Source organism: Romboutsia sp. 1001713B170207_170306_H8, assembly GCF_015550495.1.
Classification (GTDB): Bacteria; Bacillota; Clostridia; order Peptostreptococcales; family Peptostreptococcaceae; genus Romboutsia_E.
The window spans coordinates 117,718-134,892 of sequence record NZ_JADNAX010000003.1; the positions used below are offsets into that span (position 1 = coordinate 117,718).

17 protein-coding genes and 1 other annotated feature are annotated in these 17,175 nt (G+C 27.5%); of the genes, 7 read left to right on the forward strand and 10 right to left on the reverse strand.

Going from position 1 to position 17,175, the window contains the following annotated elements; translation table 11 throughout:
• Positions 1 to 186 precede the first annotated feature (186 nt).
• Positions 187 to 1,500, reverse strand: a complete 1,314-nt coding sequence (locus I2A66_RS07620; RefSeq protein ID WP_147515957.1) for a Na+/H+ antiporter NhaC family protein — start codon at positions 1,498 to 1,500, stop codon at positions 187 to 189.
• A gap of 130 nt (positions 1,501 to 1,630) precedes the next feature.
• Positions 1,631 to 1,885, reverse strand: a binding site (T-box leader).
• Between the two features lie 118 nt (positions 1,886 to 2,003).
• Entirely contained in the window at positions 2,004 to 2,180 is a 177-nt protein-coding gene (locus I2A66_RS07625; protein WP_164488974.1) for a hypothetical protein, read from the reverse strand.
• A gap of 195 nt (positions 2,181 to 2,375) precedes the next feature.
• On the opposite strand from I2A66_RS07625, the gene I2A66_RS07630 reads away from it, so the two are divergent.
• The gene (locus I2A66_RS07630; protein ID WP_147515956.1) at positions 2,376 to 3,002 is read left to right on the forward strand and encodes a peptidylprolyl isomerase; all 627 of its coding nucleotides are present in this window, start codon (positions 2,376 to 2,378) and stop codon (positions 3,000 to 3,002) included.
• A gap of 46 nt (positions 3,003 to 3,048) precedes the next feature.
• Here the strand turns inward: I2A66_RS07630 and I2A66_RS07635 are convergent, their stop codons facing one another.
• The 4 genes from I2A66_RS07635 to I2A66_RS07650 form a co-directional block, all read right to left on the reverse strand.
• A complete protein-coding gene (locus I2A66_RS07635) occupies positions 3,049 to 4,248 on the reverse strand; it encodes a cation:proton antiporter (RefSeq protein ID WP_195251342.1) in 1,200 nt (399 codons plus the stop codon).
• 165 nt (positions 4,249 to 4,413) lie between these two features.
• Positions 4,414 to 5,385, reverse strand: a complete 972-nt coding sequence (locus I2A66_RS07640) for a Gfo/Idh/MocA family protein (RefSeq protein ID WP_195251343.1) — start codon at positions 5,383 to 5,385, stop codon at positions 4,414 to 4,416.
• 79 nt (positions 5,386 to 5,464) lie between these two features.
• Positions 5,465 to 6,022, reverse strand: a complete 558-nt coding sequence (locus I2A66_RS07645; protein WP_243238688.1) for a C40 family peptidase — start codon at positions 6,020 to 6,022, stop codon at positions 5,465 to 5,467.
• 60 nt (positions 6,023 to 6,082) lie between these two features.
• Positions 6,083 to 7,573 (reverse strand): phytoene desaturase family protein, encoded by a 1,491-nt coding sequence (locus tag I2A66_RS07650; protein ID WP_195251344.1) that lies wholly within the window; start codon positions 7,571 to 7,573, stop codon positions 6,083 to 6,085.
• A gap of 140 nt (positions 7,574 to 7,713) precedes the next feature.
• Here I2A66_RS07650 and I2A66_RS07655 point away from each other — a divergent pair, with 140 nt between their 5' ends.
• Positions 7,714 to 8,628 carry a patatin-like phospholipase family protein gene (locus I2A66_RS07655; RefSeq protein WP_122638863.1) on the forward strand — a complete coding sequence of 305 codons (915 nt, stop codon included), beginning with the start codon at positions 7,714 to 7,716 and terminating at the stop codon, positions 8,626 to 8,628.
• Positions 8,629 to 8,692: 64 nt separating this feature from the next.
• On the opposite strand, the gene I2A66_RS07660 is transcribed toward I2A66_RS07655, so the two are convergent.
• From I2A66_RS07660 to I2A66_RS07670, 3 genes are all read right to left on the reverse strand, one after another.
• A complete protein-coding gene (locus I2A66_RS07660) occupies positions 8,693 to 9,319 on the reverse strand; it encodes a hypothetical protein (protein ID WP_195251346.1) in 627 nt (208 codons plus the stop codon).
• 82 nt (positions 9,320 to 9,401) lie between these two features.
• The gene (locus I2A66_RS07665) at positions 9,402 to 11,264 is read right to left on the reverse strand and encodes a heavy metal translocating P-type ATPase (RefSeq protein ID WP_195251348.1); all 1,863 of its coding nucleotides are present in this window, start codon (positions 11,262 to 11,264) and stop codon (positions 9,402 to 9,404) included.
• A 156-nt stretch (positions 11,265 to 11,420) separates the two neighbouring features.
• Positions 11,421 to 11,696: a metal-sensing transcriptional repressor gene (locus tag I2A66_RS07670; protein ID WP_122638861.1), complete on the reverse strand. Its 276-nt coding sequence runs from the start codon at positions 11,694 to 11,696 to the stop codon at positions 11,421 to 11,423.
• A 205-nt stretch (positions 11,697 to 11,901) separates the two neighbouring features.
• Between I2A66_RS07670 and I2A66_RS07675 the strand changes: the two genes are divergently transcribed.
• The 5 genes from I2A66_RS07675 to I2A66_RS07695 all read left to right on the forward strand — a co-directional run bounded on the left by I2A66_RS07675 (position 11,902) and on the right by I2A66_RS07695 (position 16,254).
• Entirely contained in the window at positions 11,902 to 12,543 is a 642-nt protein-coding gene (locus I2A66_RS07675) for an undecaprenyl diphosphate synthase family protein (protein ID WP_147515952.1), read from the forward strand.
• 143 nt (positions 12,544 to 12,686) lie between these two features.
• Complete coding sequence (locus tag I2A66_RS07680; RefSeq protein ID WP_122638859.1) at positions 12,687 to 13,472, forward strand: PIG-L family deacetylase; 786 nt, start codon at positions 12,687 to 12,689, stop codon at positions 13,470 to 13,472.
• A gap of 242 nt (positions 13,473 to 13,714) precedes the next feature.
• Entirely contained in the window at positions 13,715 to 14,146 is a 432-nt protein-coding gene (locus I2A66_RS07685; protein WP_195251350.1) for a DUF1002 domain-containing protein, read from the forward strand.
• Positions 14,147 to 14,539: 393 nt separating this feature from the next.
• A complete protein-coding gene (locus tag I2A66_RS07690; protein WP_195251352.1) occupies positions 14,540 to 14,980 on the forward strand; it encodes a DUF1002 domain-containing protein in 441 nt (146 codons plus the stop codon).
• Positions 14,981 to 15,348: 368 nt separating this feature from the next.
• Positions 15,349 to 16,254: a DUF1002 domain-containing protein gene (locus I2A66_RS07695; RefSeq protein WP_243238689.1), complete on the forward strand. Its 906-nt coding sequence runs from the start codon at positions 15,349 to 15,351 to the stop codon at positions 16,252 to 16,254.
• A gap of 173 nt (positions 16,255 to 16,427) precedes the next feature.
• Here the strand turns inward: I2A66_RS07695 and I2A66_RS07700 are convergent, their stop codons facing one another.
• Positions 16,428 to 17,108 carry a hypothetical protein gene (locus I2A66_RS07700; protein ID WP_195251355.1) on the reverse strand — a complete coding sequence of 227 codons (681 nt, stop codon included), beginning with the start codon at positions 17,106 to 17,108 and terminating at the stop codon, positions 16,428 to 16,430.
• Positions 17,109 to 17,175 lie beyond the last annotated feature (67 nt).

Below are 17,175 nucleotides of genomic sequence, written 5' to 3' on the forward strand. Positions count from 1 at the left end.
TGTATACTTATATTCTTAATTTTTAGAAATTTTTATTAAAAACAAAAATAGCTATTGATTATATTCAATAGCTATTTTTTTATTTTTTAGTACCTAGATACACTCGTACCATCAACTTACTCATTAATGTTTAACAGATGATTCGTCTACAATTGATCTACCTAGTAATATTAAGTTTAATATTTATTAAGCTATGTTTTTAGCTTTAAACTTTTCAGATACCGATTTTGAAAATGCAATTGACAGTATTCCACATATAAACATTAATCCTGGATAGTAAAGATATGGTATTATCTCTACTGGAGATATTCCCGCTACACCTGCAGCTGTTAATAATTGTGCTCCATATGGTATTATCCCTTGCCAACAAGATGAGAATATATCTAATATACTAGCTGATTTTCTTTTATCAATTCCATATTCTTCTGATATATTTTTAGCTAATGGTCCTGCTGCAACTATAGCTATTGTATTATTTGCTGTACATAAATCTATAACACTAACTAAAGCTGCTATACCAAATTCAGCACCTTTTTTACTATTTATTTTACTTGTTATAAAGTAAAGTACATAATCTATTCCACCATTATATTTTATAAGTTCAACTACACCACCAATTATTATTGATAGTAAACATAATTCATACATTCCACTTATTCCAGTTGAAGCTGCTTCTATAAGACCATATATATCAAAAGTACTTGTCGCTAATCCTACAACACCTGCAAATAAAACTCCACTACCTAGTAATACAAATACATTTACTCCACATAAAGCACCTATTAATACCAATAAGTAAGGAACAACTTTTATTATTTCATACTCATAGTTTTGACCTAAATTTATATTATATCCTGATGTTACAATCGTTAATAATATTGCTGTTATTATAGCCGCTGGTAAAACTATAAAAAAGTTCACTTTAAACTTATCTTTTAATTCACATCCTTGAGTTCTAACTGCAGCTATAGTTGTGTCTGATATTATAGATAAATTATCACCAAACATAGCTCCACCTACAACTGCTCCTATTACTAATGCTACTGGTATAGATGTTTTTTCCGCTATACCTAAACCAATTGGTGCTAATGCTGCTATTGTACCTACTGATGTTCCCATTGAAACTGATATAAAGCATCCTATTACAAATAGACCTGTAACTATTAAATTTGATGGTAGTATTGATAAACTTAAATTAACTGTTGCATCTACACCTCCAGTTGCTTTAGCAACTCCTGAAAATGCTCCTGCAAGTAAAAATATTATAACCATTGTAATAATATTAGAATCTCCTGCTCCCTTACAAAATACATTTAATTTTTCCTCTAAGGTTGCTTTTCTGTTAAATAATAATGCTACACCTGCTGCTATTATAAATGCTACTAAAGCTGGTAGTTTATAAAAATCCCCACTTATAATTCCACTTCCTAAAAATAGGATCAAAAACACAGCTAATGGTAATAAGGCAAATGGATTACCTTTTTTTATTTCATTTTTCATTTCATATCTCTCCTTTTTTATTTTAATTATAATGTCAGTACTTTAATGTATAACCACTTTTTACTTATAAATACTTAGCCCGAGCGTTAGCTATATAAGCAATAAAAAACTCTCATCCCTAAGACTACGTCTTAGGAACGAGAGTAATATCTTCGTGTTACCATCCTAATTTATTTGTATCTCACGATACAAACCTCATCAAGTACACCAACATTTTGGTTATACTTTATCACTGTAACGGGTGAACCCGTTGTAGCCTAAATCTTTACGATCTCGGTACACCACTCCAAGGCCATTTTCGCTTTAATATCCTTTGCTCCTTCTCACCAACAGGAACTCTCTGTATAAGTATTTTTAAAGTTACTTTCCTTTTCTCTGCGTTTAATTAATTTTATATTTATATAATATATGCATACTATATCTTTGTCAATCATTTTTTAATTTTCTAAATATTTTTTTAATTATATTTTTTAAAAACTACTACTCTTATATTATATGTATACCTATTTGTTATGTTTCTCTGGATGACAATTTTCACCATATACATCTGGACTTTTCTTTAAAGTGGATGTCCATTGATTATTATTTTCATCTTTTTGTTTTATTTCTGCCTTACTTGTTAAAGATGCATTTGCACCTGCCCATTGATTGTTACATTCACACTTATTTTTCTTATCCATAAGGTTCCTCCTTTAAGTAAATATATTTATATTATTTGTAAAAAAGATTGTTATATATATGTAAATACTTGTTAATTCTATATTCAAGTAGAAATAAATTAGTATTATTTTATCTTGCTTTTCGTCTAGTTTATTTTGAGTAGTCAATTTCTTTATGATATAATAAATAATATTAAAATTAAGGATGGTACATATATGACAACAAAAAAGAAAAAAGGATTTATTGCAAGTATTATAGCATCAGTACTTTCTTTAGTTGGTTGTTCATCAAATACTGTAGTTGATGAAGTGAGAACTCCACCTAAAGAATTACCTATAGCAACTATAACATTCAAAGATTTTGGTACTGTTGAAGTTGAATTATATCCACATATAGCTCCAAATACCGTAAATAATTTTATAGAATTATCAAATAATGGATTTTATGATGGGCTTACTTTCCACAGAATTATAAAAGACTTTATGATTCAAGGTGGAGACCCTGAGGGAAGTGGTATGGGTGGACCTGGTTATAAAATAAAAGGTGAATTTACAAGTAATAAATTCACAAATAACTTAAGTCATACTGAGGGTGTAATATCTATGGCAAGAAGTCAAAGCAAAAACAGTGGTGGAAGTCAATTCTTTATAGTAACTAAAGATGCTCCACATTTAGATGGTCAATATGCTTCTTTTGGTAAGGTTATAAATGGTATGGACATTGTTCATGAAATTGAAAATGTTGAAACAGGTGCTAATGATAGACCAGTTAAAGATGTTATTATTGAGTCTATAAAAGTTGATACTAAAGATATTAACTACGATTCACCCGTAAAAATATAAATTATAAAAGGATGGTTTAAAAGACCATCCTTTTATAATTTATATACTATTTTACTAAATCAACTTGTAAAGATTCTTTTTTACTTCTAAATGCTAATTTTAATAGTATTGGAGATATAATAGTAGTTATTACAGCTACAATTACTATTGGCCCCAGCATTGTTGATGATATAAGACCTAATGCTGCCCCCTTACTAGCTACTATAAGTGCAACTTCTCCTCTTGATACCATCCCTATACCAATTTGAAATGATTCTTTTTTAGAATATTTACAAAGTTTTGCTCCTAATCCACAACCAATTATTTTACTTAGTATTGCCACTATAGTTAATAATGTTGCAAATATAATCATGTTTATATCCATTTTAGGTAAAACTATCTTTAATCCTATACTTGCAAAAAATACTGGTGATAATAAAGTGTAGGATACTACACCTAGCCTAGCTTCTATATACTCTTTTTTATTTATATTAGATAATGTTAGCCCTGCTATAAATGCACCAGTTATACCAGCTACATTAAATATCTCTTCTGATATATATGCAAATACCAAACAAAATACAAATGCAGCTATTATAAACCTTCTTCTATCTCTATCTTCACGTTCAGACCACCTTTTAAATATATTATAAAAAATTATTCCTACTATGATTGCAAATATAAAAAATCCAACTATTTTTAACAATACACTACTGACATTAACTGATGTGTCTGAAAGACTTGTTACTAATGTCAAACCTACTATTCCAAGTATATCATCTATAATTGCAGCTCCTAATATCGCTGTACCTACAGATGTATTTAATTTTCCCATTTCTTTTAATGTTTCAACTGTTATACTAACTGAAGTTGCAGTTAAAACTATTCCTATAAATATATTTTTAAAAAATGTATTCCCAGTATCACCACTTATATACCCATAAAAATGGCCTACTAAGAATCCTCCAATTAAAGGCACTAAAACTCCTAAAACAGCTATAATAAAAGAAGTTTTACCAGTTTTTTTTAAATCTTCTAAGTCAGATTCTAATCCTGCACAAAACATTAAAACTATAACTCCAAGTTCAGATAGCTGTAATATAAAATCAGTTTCTTTAAGTATATTTAACATAGCAGGCCCTAATACTAGTCCAGCTAATAATGCACCAACAACTTGAGGCATTTTAAATCGTCTAGTCACTAAACCTAATACCTTTGTACTTAATAAAATTAAAGATAGGTCTAGTAAGAAATGATATGATAACATAAGTTATCCCCCCTTTTATTTTACTTTAATTTCCAATAAGTTAATTTACTCCTTTTAATTGACTTTGTCAACAGTTTGTTTGTTAAAAAAAATACACCTTTTTTTAGGTGTATTTTTAACTGAATTTTTTATATTATTATAAAATTTTTTTGTTATATCTGTATTTTATTCAAATGGATAAACTAATCCTATTTTACTTCTAACTATATCCATTAAGCTTGCTAGATCTAAAGTTACTTTGTGAGATGCTATATCGCTTTCAACTTTGTTATTTTTTATACAATCATTCACTTCAATAATTTCATATTTATATCCTGATTTATTATAATTATCCTTAAAATATAATTCTTCATTTTTTGAATATAAATAAGCTTCTTTTGCCATATGGAATTTAGGAATAATTATTTTACCTTTTTCTCCATATATAACGGCTGTATTATCTGTCTCTAAAGCTATGGAACATGTTAAAGATGCTAATGCATCATTTTCATATCTTAAACTGATAACATCACTTTCATCTACATTTGTTCTAGTCATAACTGAAGTGGCATTTATTTCCTTTGGAATATCACTCATCATAAAGTTAGACAATAATATTGTGTAAATACCCACATCTAAAAGAGCTCCTCCAGCAAGATTCGGATTATATAATCGTGAATTAATATCCTCTTTACTTTTAAATCCAAAGTTAGCTGTTATCATTTTTATATTTCCAATCTTATCTTCATCAATCCATCTTTTCGCCTCTTTAATTGCTGGTAAAAATAATGTCCATAGGGCCTCCATTATAAAAACATTATTTTCTTTGGCTAAATCTAAAACTAACTTACTTGTTTTTTTATTATAAGAAAATGGCTTTTCACATAATATATGTTTTTTTTCATTTATACATTTTGTTGCATATTCCATATGATAATTGTGAGGTGTAGCTATGTAAACTGCATCTATATCATTATCATTTAAGAATTCATCAATATTGCTATAAAATTTTTCAATTCCATAGTTATTCGAAAATTCTTTTGCTTTAGTCTCTGTTCTTCCATATACTGCAACTAATTTACCATTTTCTGTTTCATTTATTTCCTTTGCAAAAGCATTAGCTATTGCACCAAGTCCTATTATTCCCCATTTAATCATTTAATGTATTCTCCTTAGGTGTTTTAATTTATATTATTATATAATAAGTATAAAAATTTTAAAATATATTCAAATCTTATTACTGTATTTCTTTTATATTATTTATATAATCTATAGGTCTATATATATCTCCATTACTATACATGAAAAAAGGTGACTGTTTTACTCCACCAATTGGATATACCATATTATTTGATGATTGTATAACTTGTCCTTTACCAATATACATTACTACATGCCCTGGAGTATATATTAAATCTCCAGGTTGAATTTCAAATTTACTTACTTTATAACTTTTTAATATATCCTTTTGTTGAATAGTTGAGTATCCTATATTTATACCAGTTGCCTTTTTATATGTCCAGTATGTAAGTCCAGAACAATCAAATCCTTGCTTTCCAATGTATCTTTCCTTATTTAACGGATAATAATCTATACCATATTCTGATATAAGCTCATTAAGTCTTTCTTCAGTTATAACTTCACCTTTTCCACCCCATACATACTCTAACTTTATCTTTTCTTTAGCCAATGAAACAACTTCTGTTATTACTTTAAGGTCTTCTTCGCTTATATTCTTATTTTCATCCTTATATTTATTTTCAATATATTTAGTATAAATAAAAAATATTAACATTATAATTATCATTACTAAAAATACTTTTAATAATAATTTTAAAAATCTTTTAATTATAACTCACTCCTTATTATCATTATTAATAACTTCACTTACTATCTTACTTCCATCTATAATTACTGATACGCCATTACCTGGATGAGTTGATGAACCTATAAAATATAATCCTTTTATAGTTTTTGACTTAATATGAGGTCTCATATATCCTATTTGGCTTAATTTATGACTAATACCAAATGCATTTCCATAGTAAGCATTAAATTTATCTTTTAAATCTAATGGTGTTAGGTAGCTTTCATGTACAATATTTTTATCAATATCCTCTAACCCTTTTATATTTTTAACTTCAAGTATTATTTTATCTCTAAATGCGCGTATAAATTTTCTATCCCATTTTATATCTTTAAATTTTAAATTTGGAACCCTTACAATAATATTCATAACGCTACATCCTTTTGGACACATACTTTCATCTATAGAACTTGGTGAATATATATACAATGATGGTTGTTTTGGTATACAACCTTTAAATGCTGCCTCTATACTTTCTCTAAAGTTATCATTTATATATATATTATGTACTTTTAAATTTTCATATTTTTTATTTAATCCCAAATAAATAATAAATACTGAACATGAGTAGTCTTTATTATCTATATTATTTTTATTATATCTAAACTCCTTAAAATTATCTTCAAATAAATCTTTAATTGTATATGGATAATCGGCATTACATATGACTATATCTGATTCATATATTTTATTATCACATTTTACACCTATAACATTATTATTTTTTATTATAACTTTACTAACCTCTTTATTTAACTTAATTTCTCCTTTAAGCTCTTTTATAAGTCTTTCTAAACTACTAATATATTTATACATACCTCCTTTTATATACCAAAGTCCATACATACTAGATATTGAAGGTATTAGTGTGTATAAATTTGAGTTAGTATACGGATTTACTCCAATATACATTGATTTAAATATAAAATACTCTCTTAGTTTTTTATTACTTATTTTAGATGAAATGTATCTACTAGCACTAGAAATTGGATTTATATAAATTAAATTTTGTAATGATTTTAAATTAAGTGTTTCATTTATGTCAATCATAGGTTCATCTAAAAATCCTTTTTTGCTTATTAAATATTTTTTAAATGATGTCATAATAAGATTAAAATACTCTATAGACAGACCTTCTTGGATATCTTCTAAAAAATTAATCATCTTTCTAGTGTCACTATAAATATCTAAGTAAGACTTATCATTATAATTAACTCTATAAATTAAATTTAAATTTATTAATTCAAAATAATCTTTATAATCTTTGCCTACTTCTTCAAATATTTTAGTATAAATATCTGGAGTCATTAATACAGATGCGGTTAAGTCAAACTTAAATCCATTTTTTTCTTTTAAATTTACCTTTCCTCCTACTCGATTTTCTTTTTCTAGTATAGTAACTTTATACCCCTTATTAAGTAATCTTATGGCAGTACACAATCCACCAATTCCAGCTCCAATAATAATTACTTTTTTCATTTTGCATACACCTTATCTTTGTTATTATGATTTAAATAAATTTTGCCCGAAATTCATTATATTTAATATAGTTGGTTCACTTTTCAAATAATGTAATATTATGTAATAAGATATTTATTTTATTTGGTGGTGAATTATATATGTATGCAGACTTAGTATGTAAAGGTGGTGGAGTTAAGGGCATTGCTCTTGTTGGAGCTATTTCATACTTTGAAGATCAAGGTTACTCCTGGAAAAAACTAGCTGGAACTTCTGCAGGTGCAATTGTAGCATCTTTACTGGCTGTTGGATATACCTCTAGGGAACTTACAGATATTTTATTTGACTTAAAATTAAAAACTTTTATACATGAAAAATCATTAAATTCTATACCTATACTTGGTCCACTATCTAATCTTTTAATAAGAAAAGGCATTTATTCTGGAGACCCTGTAGAAAAATTTTTAAACGAAAAATTTAGAGCTAAAAATAAAACTACTTTTAGAGATGTATATATAGATGGTGAAAGTAAGTTGAAAATTATAGCCGCAGATGTAACAAATAAAAAACTTGTTATACTTCCAGATGATTTAATTAAATACAATATAAATCCTTTAGATTTTGAAATTGCAAAAGCAGTTAGAATGAGCATTAGTATACCATTCTTTTTTAGACCTGTAATAATTAATGATAGTATTCAAAATAATTATATTGTTGATGGTGGACTTTTAAGTAATTTTCCAGTTTGGATATTCGATATTCCAGGAATACCTAGATGGCCTACATTTGGTTTAAATCTATTTGATGATAAAGTAAGTTGTCCTAAAAAAAGAACAAGGTTTACATCTTATGCTTTAGATATAGTTGAAACTTCACTAAATACTAGCGAAGATATTTACTATAAAGAAAGTGATACTATTAGAATAGTTAATATACCTACATTAGGTATAGATTCTGTAAACTTTGATATTTCACAGGATGAAAAATTACGCTTATTTGATTCTGGCTATAACTCAGCTAAATCATTTTTAAACAATTGGTGCTTCGATTCTTATATAAATCGATATAGATTTTAATTTAATAAAACTAAGAGGCTATACTTTCTTTCAAAACTTAAGTTTAGCTTCTTAGTTTATATCATTAAACTCTCTCTATTTTATTTATACCATCTTCTTCTACATAATTAAATTCATTATTAACAGTATTTATAAACGACTTTATCCAAAGGCTTCTTAATTGATAAAATAATTCTACATCATTTTCCCAAACTTTTTTATGTACACATATTCTTCTCTTCCAACTTACAATATAATCACTAGATTCTAATATCTCATTTACTCTATCACATGGCATTCCATCTAGTATGTAATCATCAATCTTTTTAAATATAGATTTAGCATTGGATAAGTCTATATTATTTTCTAAACATTCTTTACCTGCTTTAAGACCTTGATCTATATATATCTTTTCTATCTTAGTAATAGATTCACTATCTTTTTTTAAAATTTCTCTTATCCAAAATGCCATTCTTTCTTCTGCACAAGTTATTTTATCTTGCAGCCATCCATGTATATTCTTCATATCTATAAGTTCTTCTAATGGCTTATTTGGTAATTTTTCTCCAAAGTTTTTAATTAATATTTCAAATTTTTTATCTACATCTATACCTTCTTCTTTTGCCAAGTTTATAATTTCATCTTCCAACCCTTCAAACCATAGTATTTTGTTATATAGCCAATAATGTATCTTACCTAAATATAAACTCATTATAACCTCCTAATTTATCTTTTCTAATTATTATTTGTATTATTAAATCTGTAAATTTATATTTAAGATAAATTAATTTTTATTAGCTACACCACTTCAGTAATAAAGCTGAGTGTATTATTACTAGTACTGAACCAATATTGTGCACAAGCGCTCCTACTATTGGGTTTAGTACACCTGTCATAGCTAATAATATAGCTACAAAGTTAAGTAACATTGATAATATTAAATTTATATTTATAGTTTTCATTGTTTTCTTAGATAAAGCTAGCAAATGAGGAATGCACTTTATATCATCACTTGCTAAAGCAATATCCGCTGCCTCAATAGCAATATCACTTCCAATTCCACCCATAGCTATACCTACAAATGATTTCTTTAACGCTGGAGCATCGTTTATACCATCACCTACCATACAAACTTTATAGTTATCTTTTTGTAAATTATCTATAATAGATAGCTTATCACTTGGCAGACACTCAGAGTAAACAGTCTTGATTCCTGCCATAGATGCTATATTATTAGCAGTTTGATTGTTATCACCAGTTATTAATATACATTCTGCCTCTAATCTTTTTATTTTTTCAATCATATTCCTTGCACTATCACGAAGTACATCTTCAAGTACTATAAATCCTTTTATTGCATCTTCATTGGCTATAAATATAATTATGCTTCCTTTTTCTTCAAACTTACTTACTAAACTTTCTTCTTTATTTGATAAATCTAATTTATTATAATTTAACAATTTTTTATTTCCAGCAAATACTTTTTGATTATTTACAGTGGCACAAACACCTTTTCCAATTTCCATTTTAAAGTTAGTAGCTTCATATAATTTAGAATCTGATTTATTCTTAAAACAATCTACTATAGATTTTCCAATTGGATGTTCTGATAACTTTTCTACACTTGCAGCTAACTTTAATAATTCATCATTACTTAAATTTTCCTCAAAAGAATATATATTCGTAATCTTAGGTTTTCCATATGTTAGCGTTCCTGTTTTATCAAATGTAATTTTTTTTATTCTAGATAACCTCTCTAGTGCATCTCCTTCTCTAATCAAAATACCATATTTAGTCGCATTCCCTATACCAGCCATAATAGCTGTTGGCGTTGCTAGTACTAATGAACATGGGCAAAATACAACTAAGATTGTAACAGACCTAATTACTTCCCCTGTTATAATCCAAGTTAATATTGCTGAGATTAATGCAATTACAACTATCCATGTAGCCCATTTGTCTGCTATCCCTACAATTTTAGCTTTTCCTGAATCTGCAGATTGAACTAATTTTATCATTTTTTGAAGTGAACTATCTTCTCCAACCTTTGTAGCTTTCATTGTAAATGCTCCAAATTGATTTACCGTACCACTGAAAACTTCATCCCATATTCCTTTATCTACAGGCATTGACTCCCCTGTCATTATGGATTGATCAATAGATGTTGCACCTTCTATTACTATACCATCTACTGGTATAGTTTCTCCTGGAAGTACCTTTATAATATCATTTACTAAAACATCTTTAGCTGATATTATTTCTTCTTTATTATTTCTCATTACCCTTGCTGTTGTTGGAGTTAAATGTACTAGTTTTTCAATACCTGCTTTAGCTTTTGCTACCGTATGTTCTTCTAGTAATGCTCCTAATGTCATTATTAATGCAACTTCACCAGCTGCAAAAACTTCACCTATTATTACTGATGCAATTAGTGCAATAGATACAAGTACGTCTGCTTTAATATCAAATTCTTTTATTAATCCTATAATAGCATCCTTTATTATTGGTAAACCACAAAGCATAATTGATATCCACGCAAAGTCAATAGAGCTTTGTACTAAATCAAAAAAGCTAATAAATAGTGATACTGCCGATACTATAAGTACTAATACCTTCCTTTTTTCTCCATCTTCCATAAATAACTTTAATTTAATCATAATCCCATCCCCTTTTATACCCATAGGGGTATATGTATTTATGATTAAATAGTAGTTCTATATATTTATATTTGTCAATAAATTTATCTATTAATAAAAAAGTTATCTAATTATAAACTTTTAATTAAAAGTATTATATTAGATAACTTTTTTAATCTATGACATTCGTGCAAAATGTTCTATTGCTTTAGCAAATTCATCTATTGCCTTATCTGCATCTCCGTGTTCTATTCCATCTTTTACACAGTGACTTAAGTGACCTTCTAGTACAATTTGCCCCACCTTATGTACTGCACTCTTTACTGCATTTATTTGTATTAGTATGTCCTCACAAGGTACATCTTTATCAATCATTTTATCTATAGCATTTAATTGACCAATAACTTTTTTTATTCTTCTGTGTAAATTATCAGCATCCATGCATTTACGCATAATTCCCACCCCTTTTTATATTAAACTCATTCTTTAGAAAGCATATCATTCATATTTATTATTGTCAATTAATGCAAATTAATTAAAAATTAGTCATAAATAAGTTATATAATTCTCATTTTTTATTATAAAGTACAACCTTTGAGTTTATTTTTTTAATTATATGGAGAAAATAATACAATAATTTATATTTTATGGAGGTTCTATGAGAGTACCAGAGCATATTGGAATAATACCCGATGGAAATAGACGTTGGGCTTTAGAAAATAATTTAAGTAAGGATAAAGGATATGTATATGGAGTTAATCCAGGTCTTGAGGTATTTAAGCTTTGTCAAAAAGAAAATGTAAAAGAAGTAACTTTTTATGGATTTACAGTTGATAATACAAAACGCCCATCAGATCAAAAATTAGCATTTACAAAGGCTTGTATTGATTCTGTCATGCTTTTAACTAAAGAAGACTGTGAAATACTAGTCGTTGGAAATACAGAATCTAGTGCATTTCCAAAGGAATTAATTCCTTTTACTACTAGAAGGAAATTTGGTAATGGAGGTATTAAAGTTAATTTCTTGATACATTATGGTTGGGAATGGGACTTAAATTTATTAAAGGGTAACGATACATCTAAGAAACGTATACTTCCATATCTTCATTCAAAAGATATTTCACGTATTGATTTAATTATTAGATGGGGTGGAAGAAGAAGACTTAGTGGTTTTTTACCAGTTCAATCTGTATATTCAGATTTTTATATAATAGATAGTTACTGGCCTGCATTTAAGCCACAAGATTTTTATGATGCGTTAAATTGGTACGATAAACAAGACGTTACTTTAGGTGGATAATATACATATGGTATGTCAATTATACTCATTTTTCTTACTATTTTGAGTATTTTTAGACATACTTTTTTATAATTATTTGTCAAATATATATCCTTTTTTCATAGTATATTATAAATCTTCTTATAAAAAGGAGTTGATATAAGATGAAATTTAAATCAAAAAAGTACTTTATATGGATATTGCTACCTATTTTGATATTTATTTTATTGTTTATAAACTACATATCTCTTTATTCAAATAAAAAATTTAATGACTATGTTGTTTTTTATCCTCAGCATCAAGATGATGAAATTCTTTGGGCTGGTAGTGCTATTTTAAATGCAATAAATGAAAGAGGCAATAATCATGTTTTTATAGTGCTTATTTCAAATGGATCGGGATCTTATATTTTTGATAAGTATGATAAATATAAAGATTTAACTATTGAAGAAAAAAGGGAAATACGTAATAAAGAATTTTTATCATCCGTTGAGGCTTTAGGCATAAAAAAAGAAAATGTCTTAATCTTATCAGATAAAAATCCTTCTAATTCATCGGACTTTAATTTAATGAAAGAAACTGCTTTAAGTTTTGAAAAAAAATATAAAAGTGTAACTCATATTGCTCATACTTATAAATATGATAACCATCCTCAACATTTAAAAAATGGATTGGTTATTAAATCTTTGTATGATAATGGGTATATAAAAGATGCACGATTTTTTATTAAACCTAAATTTGTATACCATGTACCCAAAAATATTCTTGAAATTTACTATATAATTTCAAATAAAGATCTTAATAAAATAAAAAATTCTTGTAATCAGTATAAAATTATAGATGAATCTATAGGTCGAGAAGGAATAGGATACAAATCAGATAATAAATCATTTGATGCACTTTTAAATGATTTTCATGCTAAATCCTATTTACATCATCTAGATATATAGATAATTTAAAAGTATTGACAAAAATATTCTAGTAATTATAATATTTATAAGTCTATAAACTAGAATATTTTTATTTTTTATTAATATTTATTAAGAAATTCTTAACTTTTTTGTCATTAGAGTTACAAAATTGTAAATGCATTGAATAAAAAAATAGTTTATAGTATATTAACAGGGGGATACATAAATTCTGATAACAAATCGTATACATTGTTTGTACGATAAATTAAAGGAGATTGAGTATGAAATTAAAAAATAAAATAACTTCCTTATTACTTTGTGGTGCTTTATTTTTAGGAAGCATAAATTTTGCATTTGCTGATGGAACTAGAGTTGTTACTCTAGGTGCAAACTTAAGTACTGAACAAAGAGCTACTATGTTAAAGTATTTTGGTGTTAATGAAAATGAAGTTGTAATAGTAGAAGTAAATAACCAAGAAGAAAGAAAGTATCTTGAAGGTGTTGCTACTGAAGCACAGCTAGGTAAAAAAACTTATTCTTGTGCTTATGTTGAGCCTACTAAGTCTGGTAGTGGTATCAATGTTAAAACTGCAAATATAACTTGGGCTACAAGTTCTATGATAGCAAGTATAATGTCAACAGTTGGTATAGAAGATGCTAACGTAGTTGCTGCGGCTCCATTCCCTGTATCAGGCACGGTTATCTATATATAAATTGTTATAGAATTGAAAGGAATGTTGTAAATATCAGGTGTATGTTTGATTTCTACAACTTTATTTTTAGTAATTCATAGTAAATTCATACATTTATTATATAATTGATAAGTGATATTGTACAGACCTAAATTAAATTAACTCTATTATTTTTTATTTTTTTCATATTAATATTTATCTCCTTTAATGAAAAAACAATCTTGTAATCTTATAAATACGAACATTAATCATATCTTTTTATTTTTTATTCTTAGTTTCATTTTATGTACATTTCAATTTTGTAACTTTAATTTTGTTGTCAAAGTTATAAAATTGAAGCGTATATAAAAAATAAACTATATGCGTGCTTACTATATTTATTTTTAAATATGTAATGAAAAAGGAGATTGATTTATGAGCTTAAAGAAAAGAATAGCTTCTCTAGCTATATGTGGTACTTTAGTGCTAGGAAGCATAAATTTTGCATTTGCTGATGGGGCGAGAGTTGTAACAATAGGTGTTAATAATACTCCCGAGCAAAGAGCTACTATTTTAAAATACTTCGGTGTTAATGAAAATGAAGTAGTTATACTTGAGGTTAATAATCAAGAAGAAAGAAAGTACTTAGAAGGTGTTGCTACTGAAGCTCAATTAGGTAAGAAAACTTATTCTTGTGCTTATGTTGAGCCTACAAAAGCTGGTAGTGGTATAAATGTAAAAACTGCTAACCTTACTTGGCTTACATCTTCAATGGTTGCAAGTACTTTGGCAACAACTGGTATGACAGATGCTGATGTGGTAGTTGCAAGTACATTCCCAGTTAGTGGTACAGGAGTAAGCGGGCTCCGTATATAGAGAAATCTGTATAGGACACAACTTTAAATGCAGGTAATCCCTAAAGCTCTACCCCACAATATACCCGAAAGGAGTTTATGAAGGTGCGAAAGCAGAAAAAACGTAGAGATAGATATATGGTTAAATCCTAAGTATCTTGTGACAATGGGTGTTCATGCAGGAAAGCTCCTAAGTCTTTAAATTAGATAAGGAGAATCTTCAACGACTATCCCTGAAATGGGAGTACATTACAAGCTATTGGTAATGGAAATGGGTTGCCCTTAACAGGTAAAGCTGAAGGTGAAGAATTAGTCTTCTCACGTTCTTAATAGAAGTGGTCATTAGAGCAATCGAAATGACATTATAAGTGTAGCGACTTATAATAAAAGATGTTAACCCATGAGGTTATCATATATGCCCTAACTGGAATAATGAAAGCATTTGAAGATGCTACTGGAGAATCTTTAAATGAAGAGAAAAAAGAAATAGCTTCTGAAGAGTTAATAATTACAGGTGACTTAGGTGAAGAGATAGGTCCAGATAAAGCTACAGGTATCGTTAATGATATTAAAACAGATATAATAAAAAATAATACAAGCGATACTATTCAAATAGCTGATACTATAAATAATGTAACTAACAATTACAATGTAACTCTAAGTGCTGAGCAACAAAAACAATTAGAGAAATTAATGGCTAAGATAGCTCAACAAGATTATGATTACAATCAAATGAAAGATACTTTAAATGGTATAAAAAATACTATAAATGACAAGTTAGATGAACTTGGAGAAGGTGTTAATCAAGGATTCTTCGATACTATAAAAGGTTGGTTTACTGGTATAGGAGATTGGTTCGCTGGTATATTTGGTGGAAGTGAAGATAAAGATTTAGGTATCTTAGGTTCTACTAACGATAGTGTATTAGGAGAAAATGCTGTAATAGATGCAACAGATAAAGATGCTATAAATTTACCTTCAAATGAAGAAGTTGAAGGTTTCTTTGCTAAGATATGGAATTGGTTTACAGGATTATTCAATAATGATTCTAATAATGTAGAAGATAACAATAATAATTCGACTCCATCAACTGAGAAATCTAACAATGATAACAGTATCGATGATGCTGTTAATTCATTAGAGCAAAACTCTAATACAGATGAAAATGTTCAACCAAATTCAACAACAACTACAGATGCTCCTGCTGAAGGTAAAAATACTTCAAATAATGCAGATAGTTCAAACACTGGTGATTCAGCAAACTCGCCTGATAGTGAAAATACTTCAGGTCAATAAAATTAGTATAGCAATATAGTAAGTTAAAGACAGGCATCTAATTGCCTGTCTTTTTGATTTATAAAATTTGATTATAATTTAATTATAAAATAATAAACAATAAATTTAACACCCCTCCATTAATGTAATATTTTATTTACATCGTTTTTTTGAATATAAAATCTAGCTTATGTCTACTTCACTTCTAAACTTAACAAATATTCCCTTATCTCTTTTCGTAAAGAATCCTGTAATACTTTTAATTCTGCTGGTATTTCAATGTAAACTCTTTTTCTCTCTTCTCCTGTTATTTTTGAATCCCTAACAAGCGCAAAAGTTTGATTATAAGGCACATCATACACATATGTATGAAATATATTCCCCTTTTCTACACATAAATTTCTAACTTCTAAAAATTTATTATAAAATTCTTCTTTATAAAATGGAGCATATGTATCAATAGTTATAGAAAATTCTTTATATGCCTCCATGTATAATTTATATTTTTTATCATTGTATTCTTCTAACTCTTTTTCATCAGTAGGTACACTTACCATACCTGATGGATACAAATTATTCGTATTTATTATACAAGTGAATAATTTCCCCCAAATTTCTTTATATATATTAAATTCTGTGTCATATTGAACTTTCGATATATGTAATGCTTTTTCATTAATTACATTTAAATGGTTAATCTTTTCAGTAAGTTGAGATTTGTAATCTTCTATTTCTTTTTGATGTTTCTTTTTTTCATCTTCTAGAATGCGATTTGCCCATACTTTACCTAACCAACTAGACATACCCATCACAATGACACCACCACCGCCTAAGCTTAACAGTACCGTACTTACCATTTCAAATATTTCTTTCATTATAGCTCCTCTTCTCTTATTTATAATTCATATTATCATTATATAATGTTTTAAAAGTAGAGTGGGC

Coding starts and splice junctions, on each gene's coding strand:
- I2A66_RS07620 (WP_147515957.1), bottom strand. CDS start 1,500: ATGAAAAATGAAATAAAAAAAGGTAATCCATTTGCCTTATTACCATTA.
- I2A66_RS07625 (WP_164488974.1), bottom strand. CDS start 2,180: ATGGATAAGAAAAATAAGTGTGAATGTAACAATCAATGGGCAGGTGCA.
- I2A66_RS07630 (WP_147515956.1), top strand. CDS start 2,376: ATGACAACAAAAAAGAAAAAAGGATTTATTGCAAGTATTATAGCATCA.
- I2A66_RS07635 (WP_195251342.1), bottom strand. CDS start 4,248: ATGTTATCATATCATTTCTTACTAGACCTATCTTTAATTTTATTAAGT.
- I2A66_RS07640 (WP_195251343.1), bottom strand. CDS start 5,385: ATGATTAAATGGGGAATAATAGGACTTGGTGCAATAGCTAATGCTTTT.
- I2A66_RS07645 (WP_243238688.1), bottom strand. CDS start 6,022: ATGTTAATATTTTTTATTTATACTAAATATATTGAAAATAAATATAAG.
- I2A66_RS07650 (WP_195251344.1), bottom strand. CDS start 7,573: ATGAAAAAAGTAATTATTATTGGAGCTGGAATTGGTGGATTGTGTACT.
- I2A66_RS07655 (WP_122638863.1), top strand. CDS start 7,714: ATGTATGCAGACTTAGTATGTAAAGGTGGTGGAGTTAAGGGCATTGCT.
- I2A66_RS07660 (WP_195251346.1), bottom strand. CDS start 9,319: ATGAGTTTATATTTAGGTAAGATACATTATTGGCTATATAACAAAATA.
- I2A66_RS07665 (WP_195251348.1), bottom strand. CDS start 11,264: ATGATTAAATTAAAGTTATTTATGGAAGATGGAGAAAAAAGGAAGGTA.
- I2A66_RS07670 (WP_122638861.1), bottom strand. CDS start 11,696: ATGCGTAAATGCATGGATGCTGATAATTTACACAGAAGAATAAAAAAA.
- I2A66_RS07675 (WP_147515952.1), top strand. CDS start 11,902: ATGAGAGTACCAGAGCATATTGGAATAATACCCGATGGAAATAGACGT.
- I2A66_RS07680 (WP_122638859.1), top strand. CDS start 12,687: ATGAAATTTAAATCAAAAAAGTACTTTATATGGATATTGCTACCTATT.
- I2A66_RS07685 (WP_195251350.1), top strand. CDS start 13,715: ATGAAATTAAAAAATAAAATAACTTCCTTATTACTTTGTGGTGCTTTA.
- I2A66_RS07690 (WP_195251352.1), top strand. CDS start 14,540: ATGAGCTTAAAGAAAAGAATAGCTTCTCTAGCTATATGTGGTACTTTA.
- I2A66_RS07695 (WP_243238689.1), top strand. CDS start 15,349: ATGTTAACCCATGAGGTTATCATATATGCCCTAACTGGAATAATGAAA.
- I2A66_RS07700 (WP_195251355.1), bottom strand. CDS start 17,108: ATGAAAGAAATATTTGAAATGGTAAGTACGGTACTGTTAAGCTTAGGC.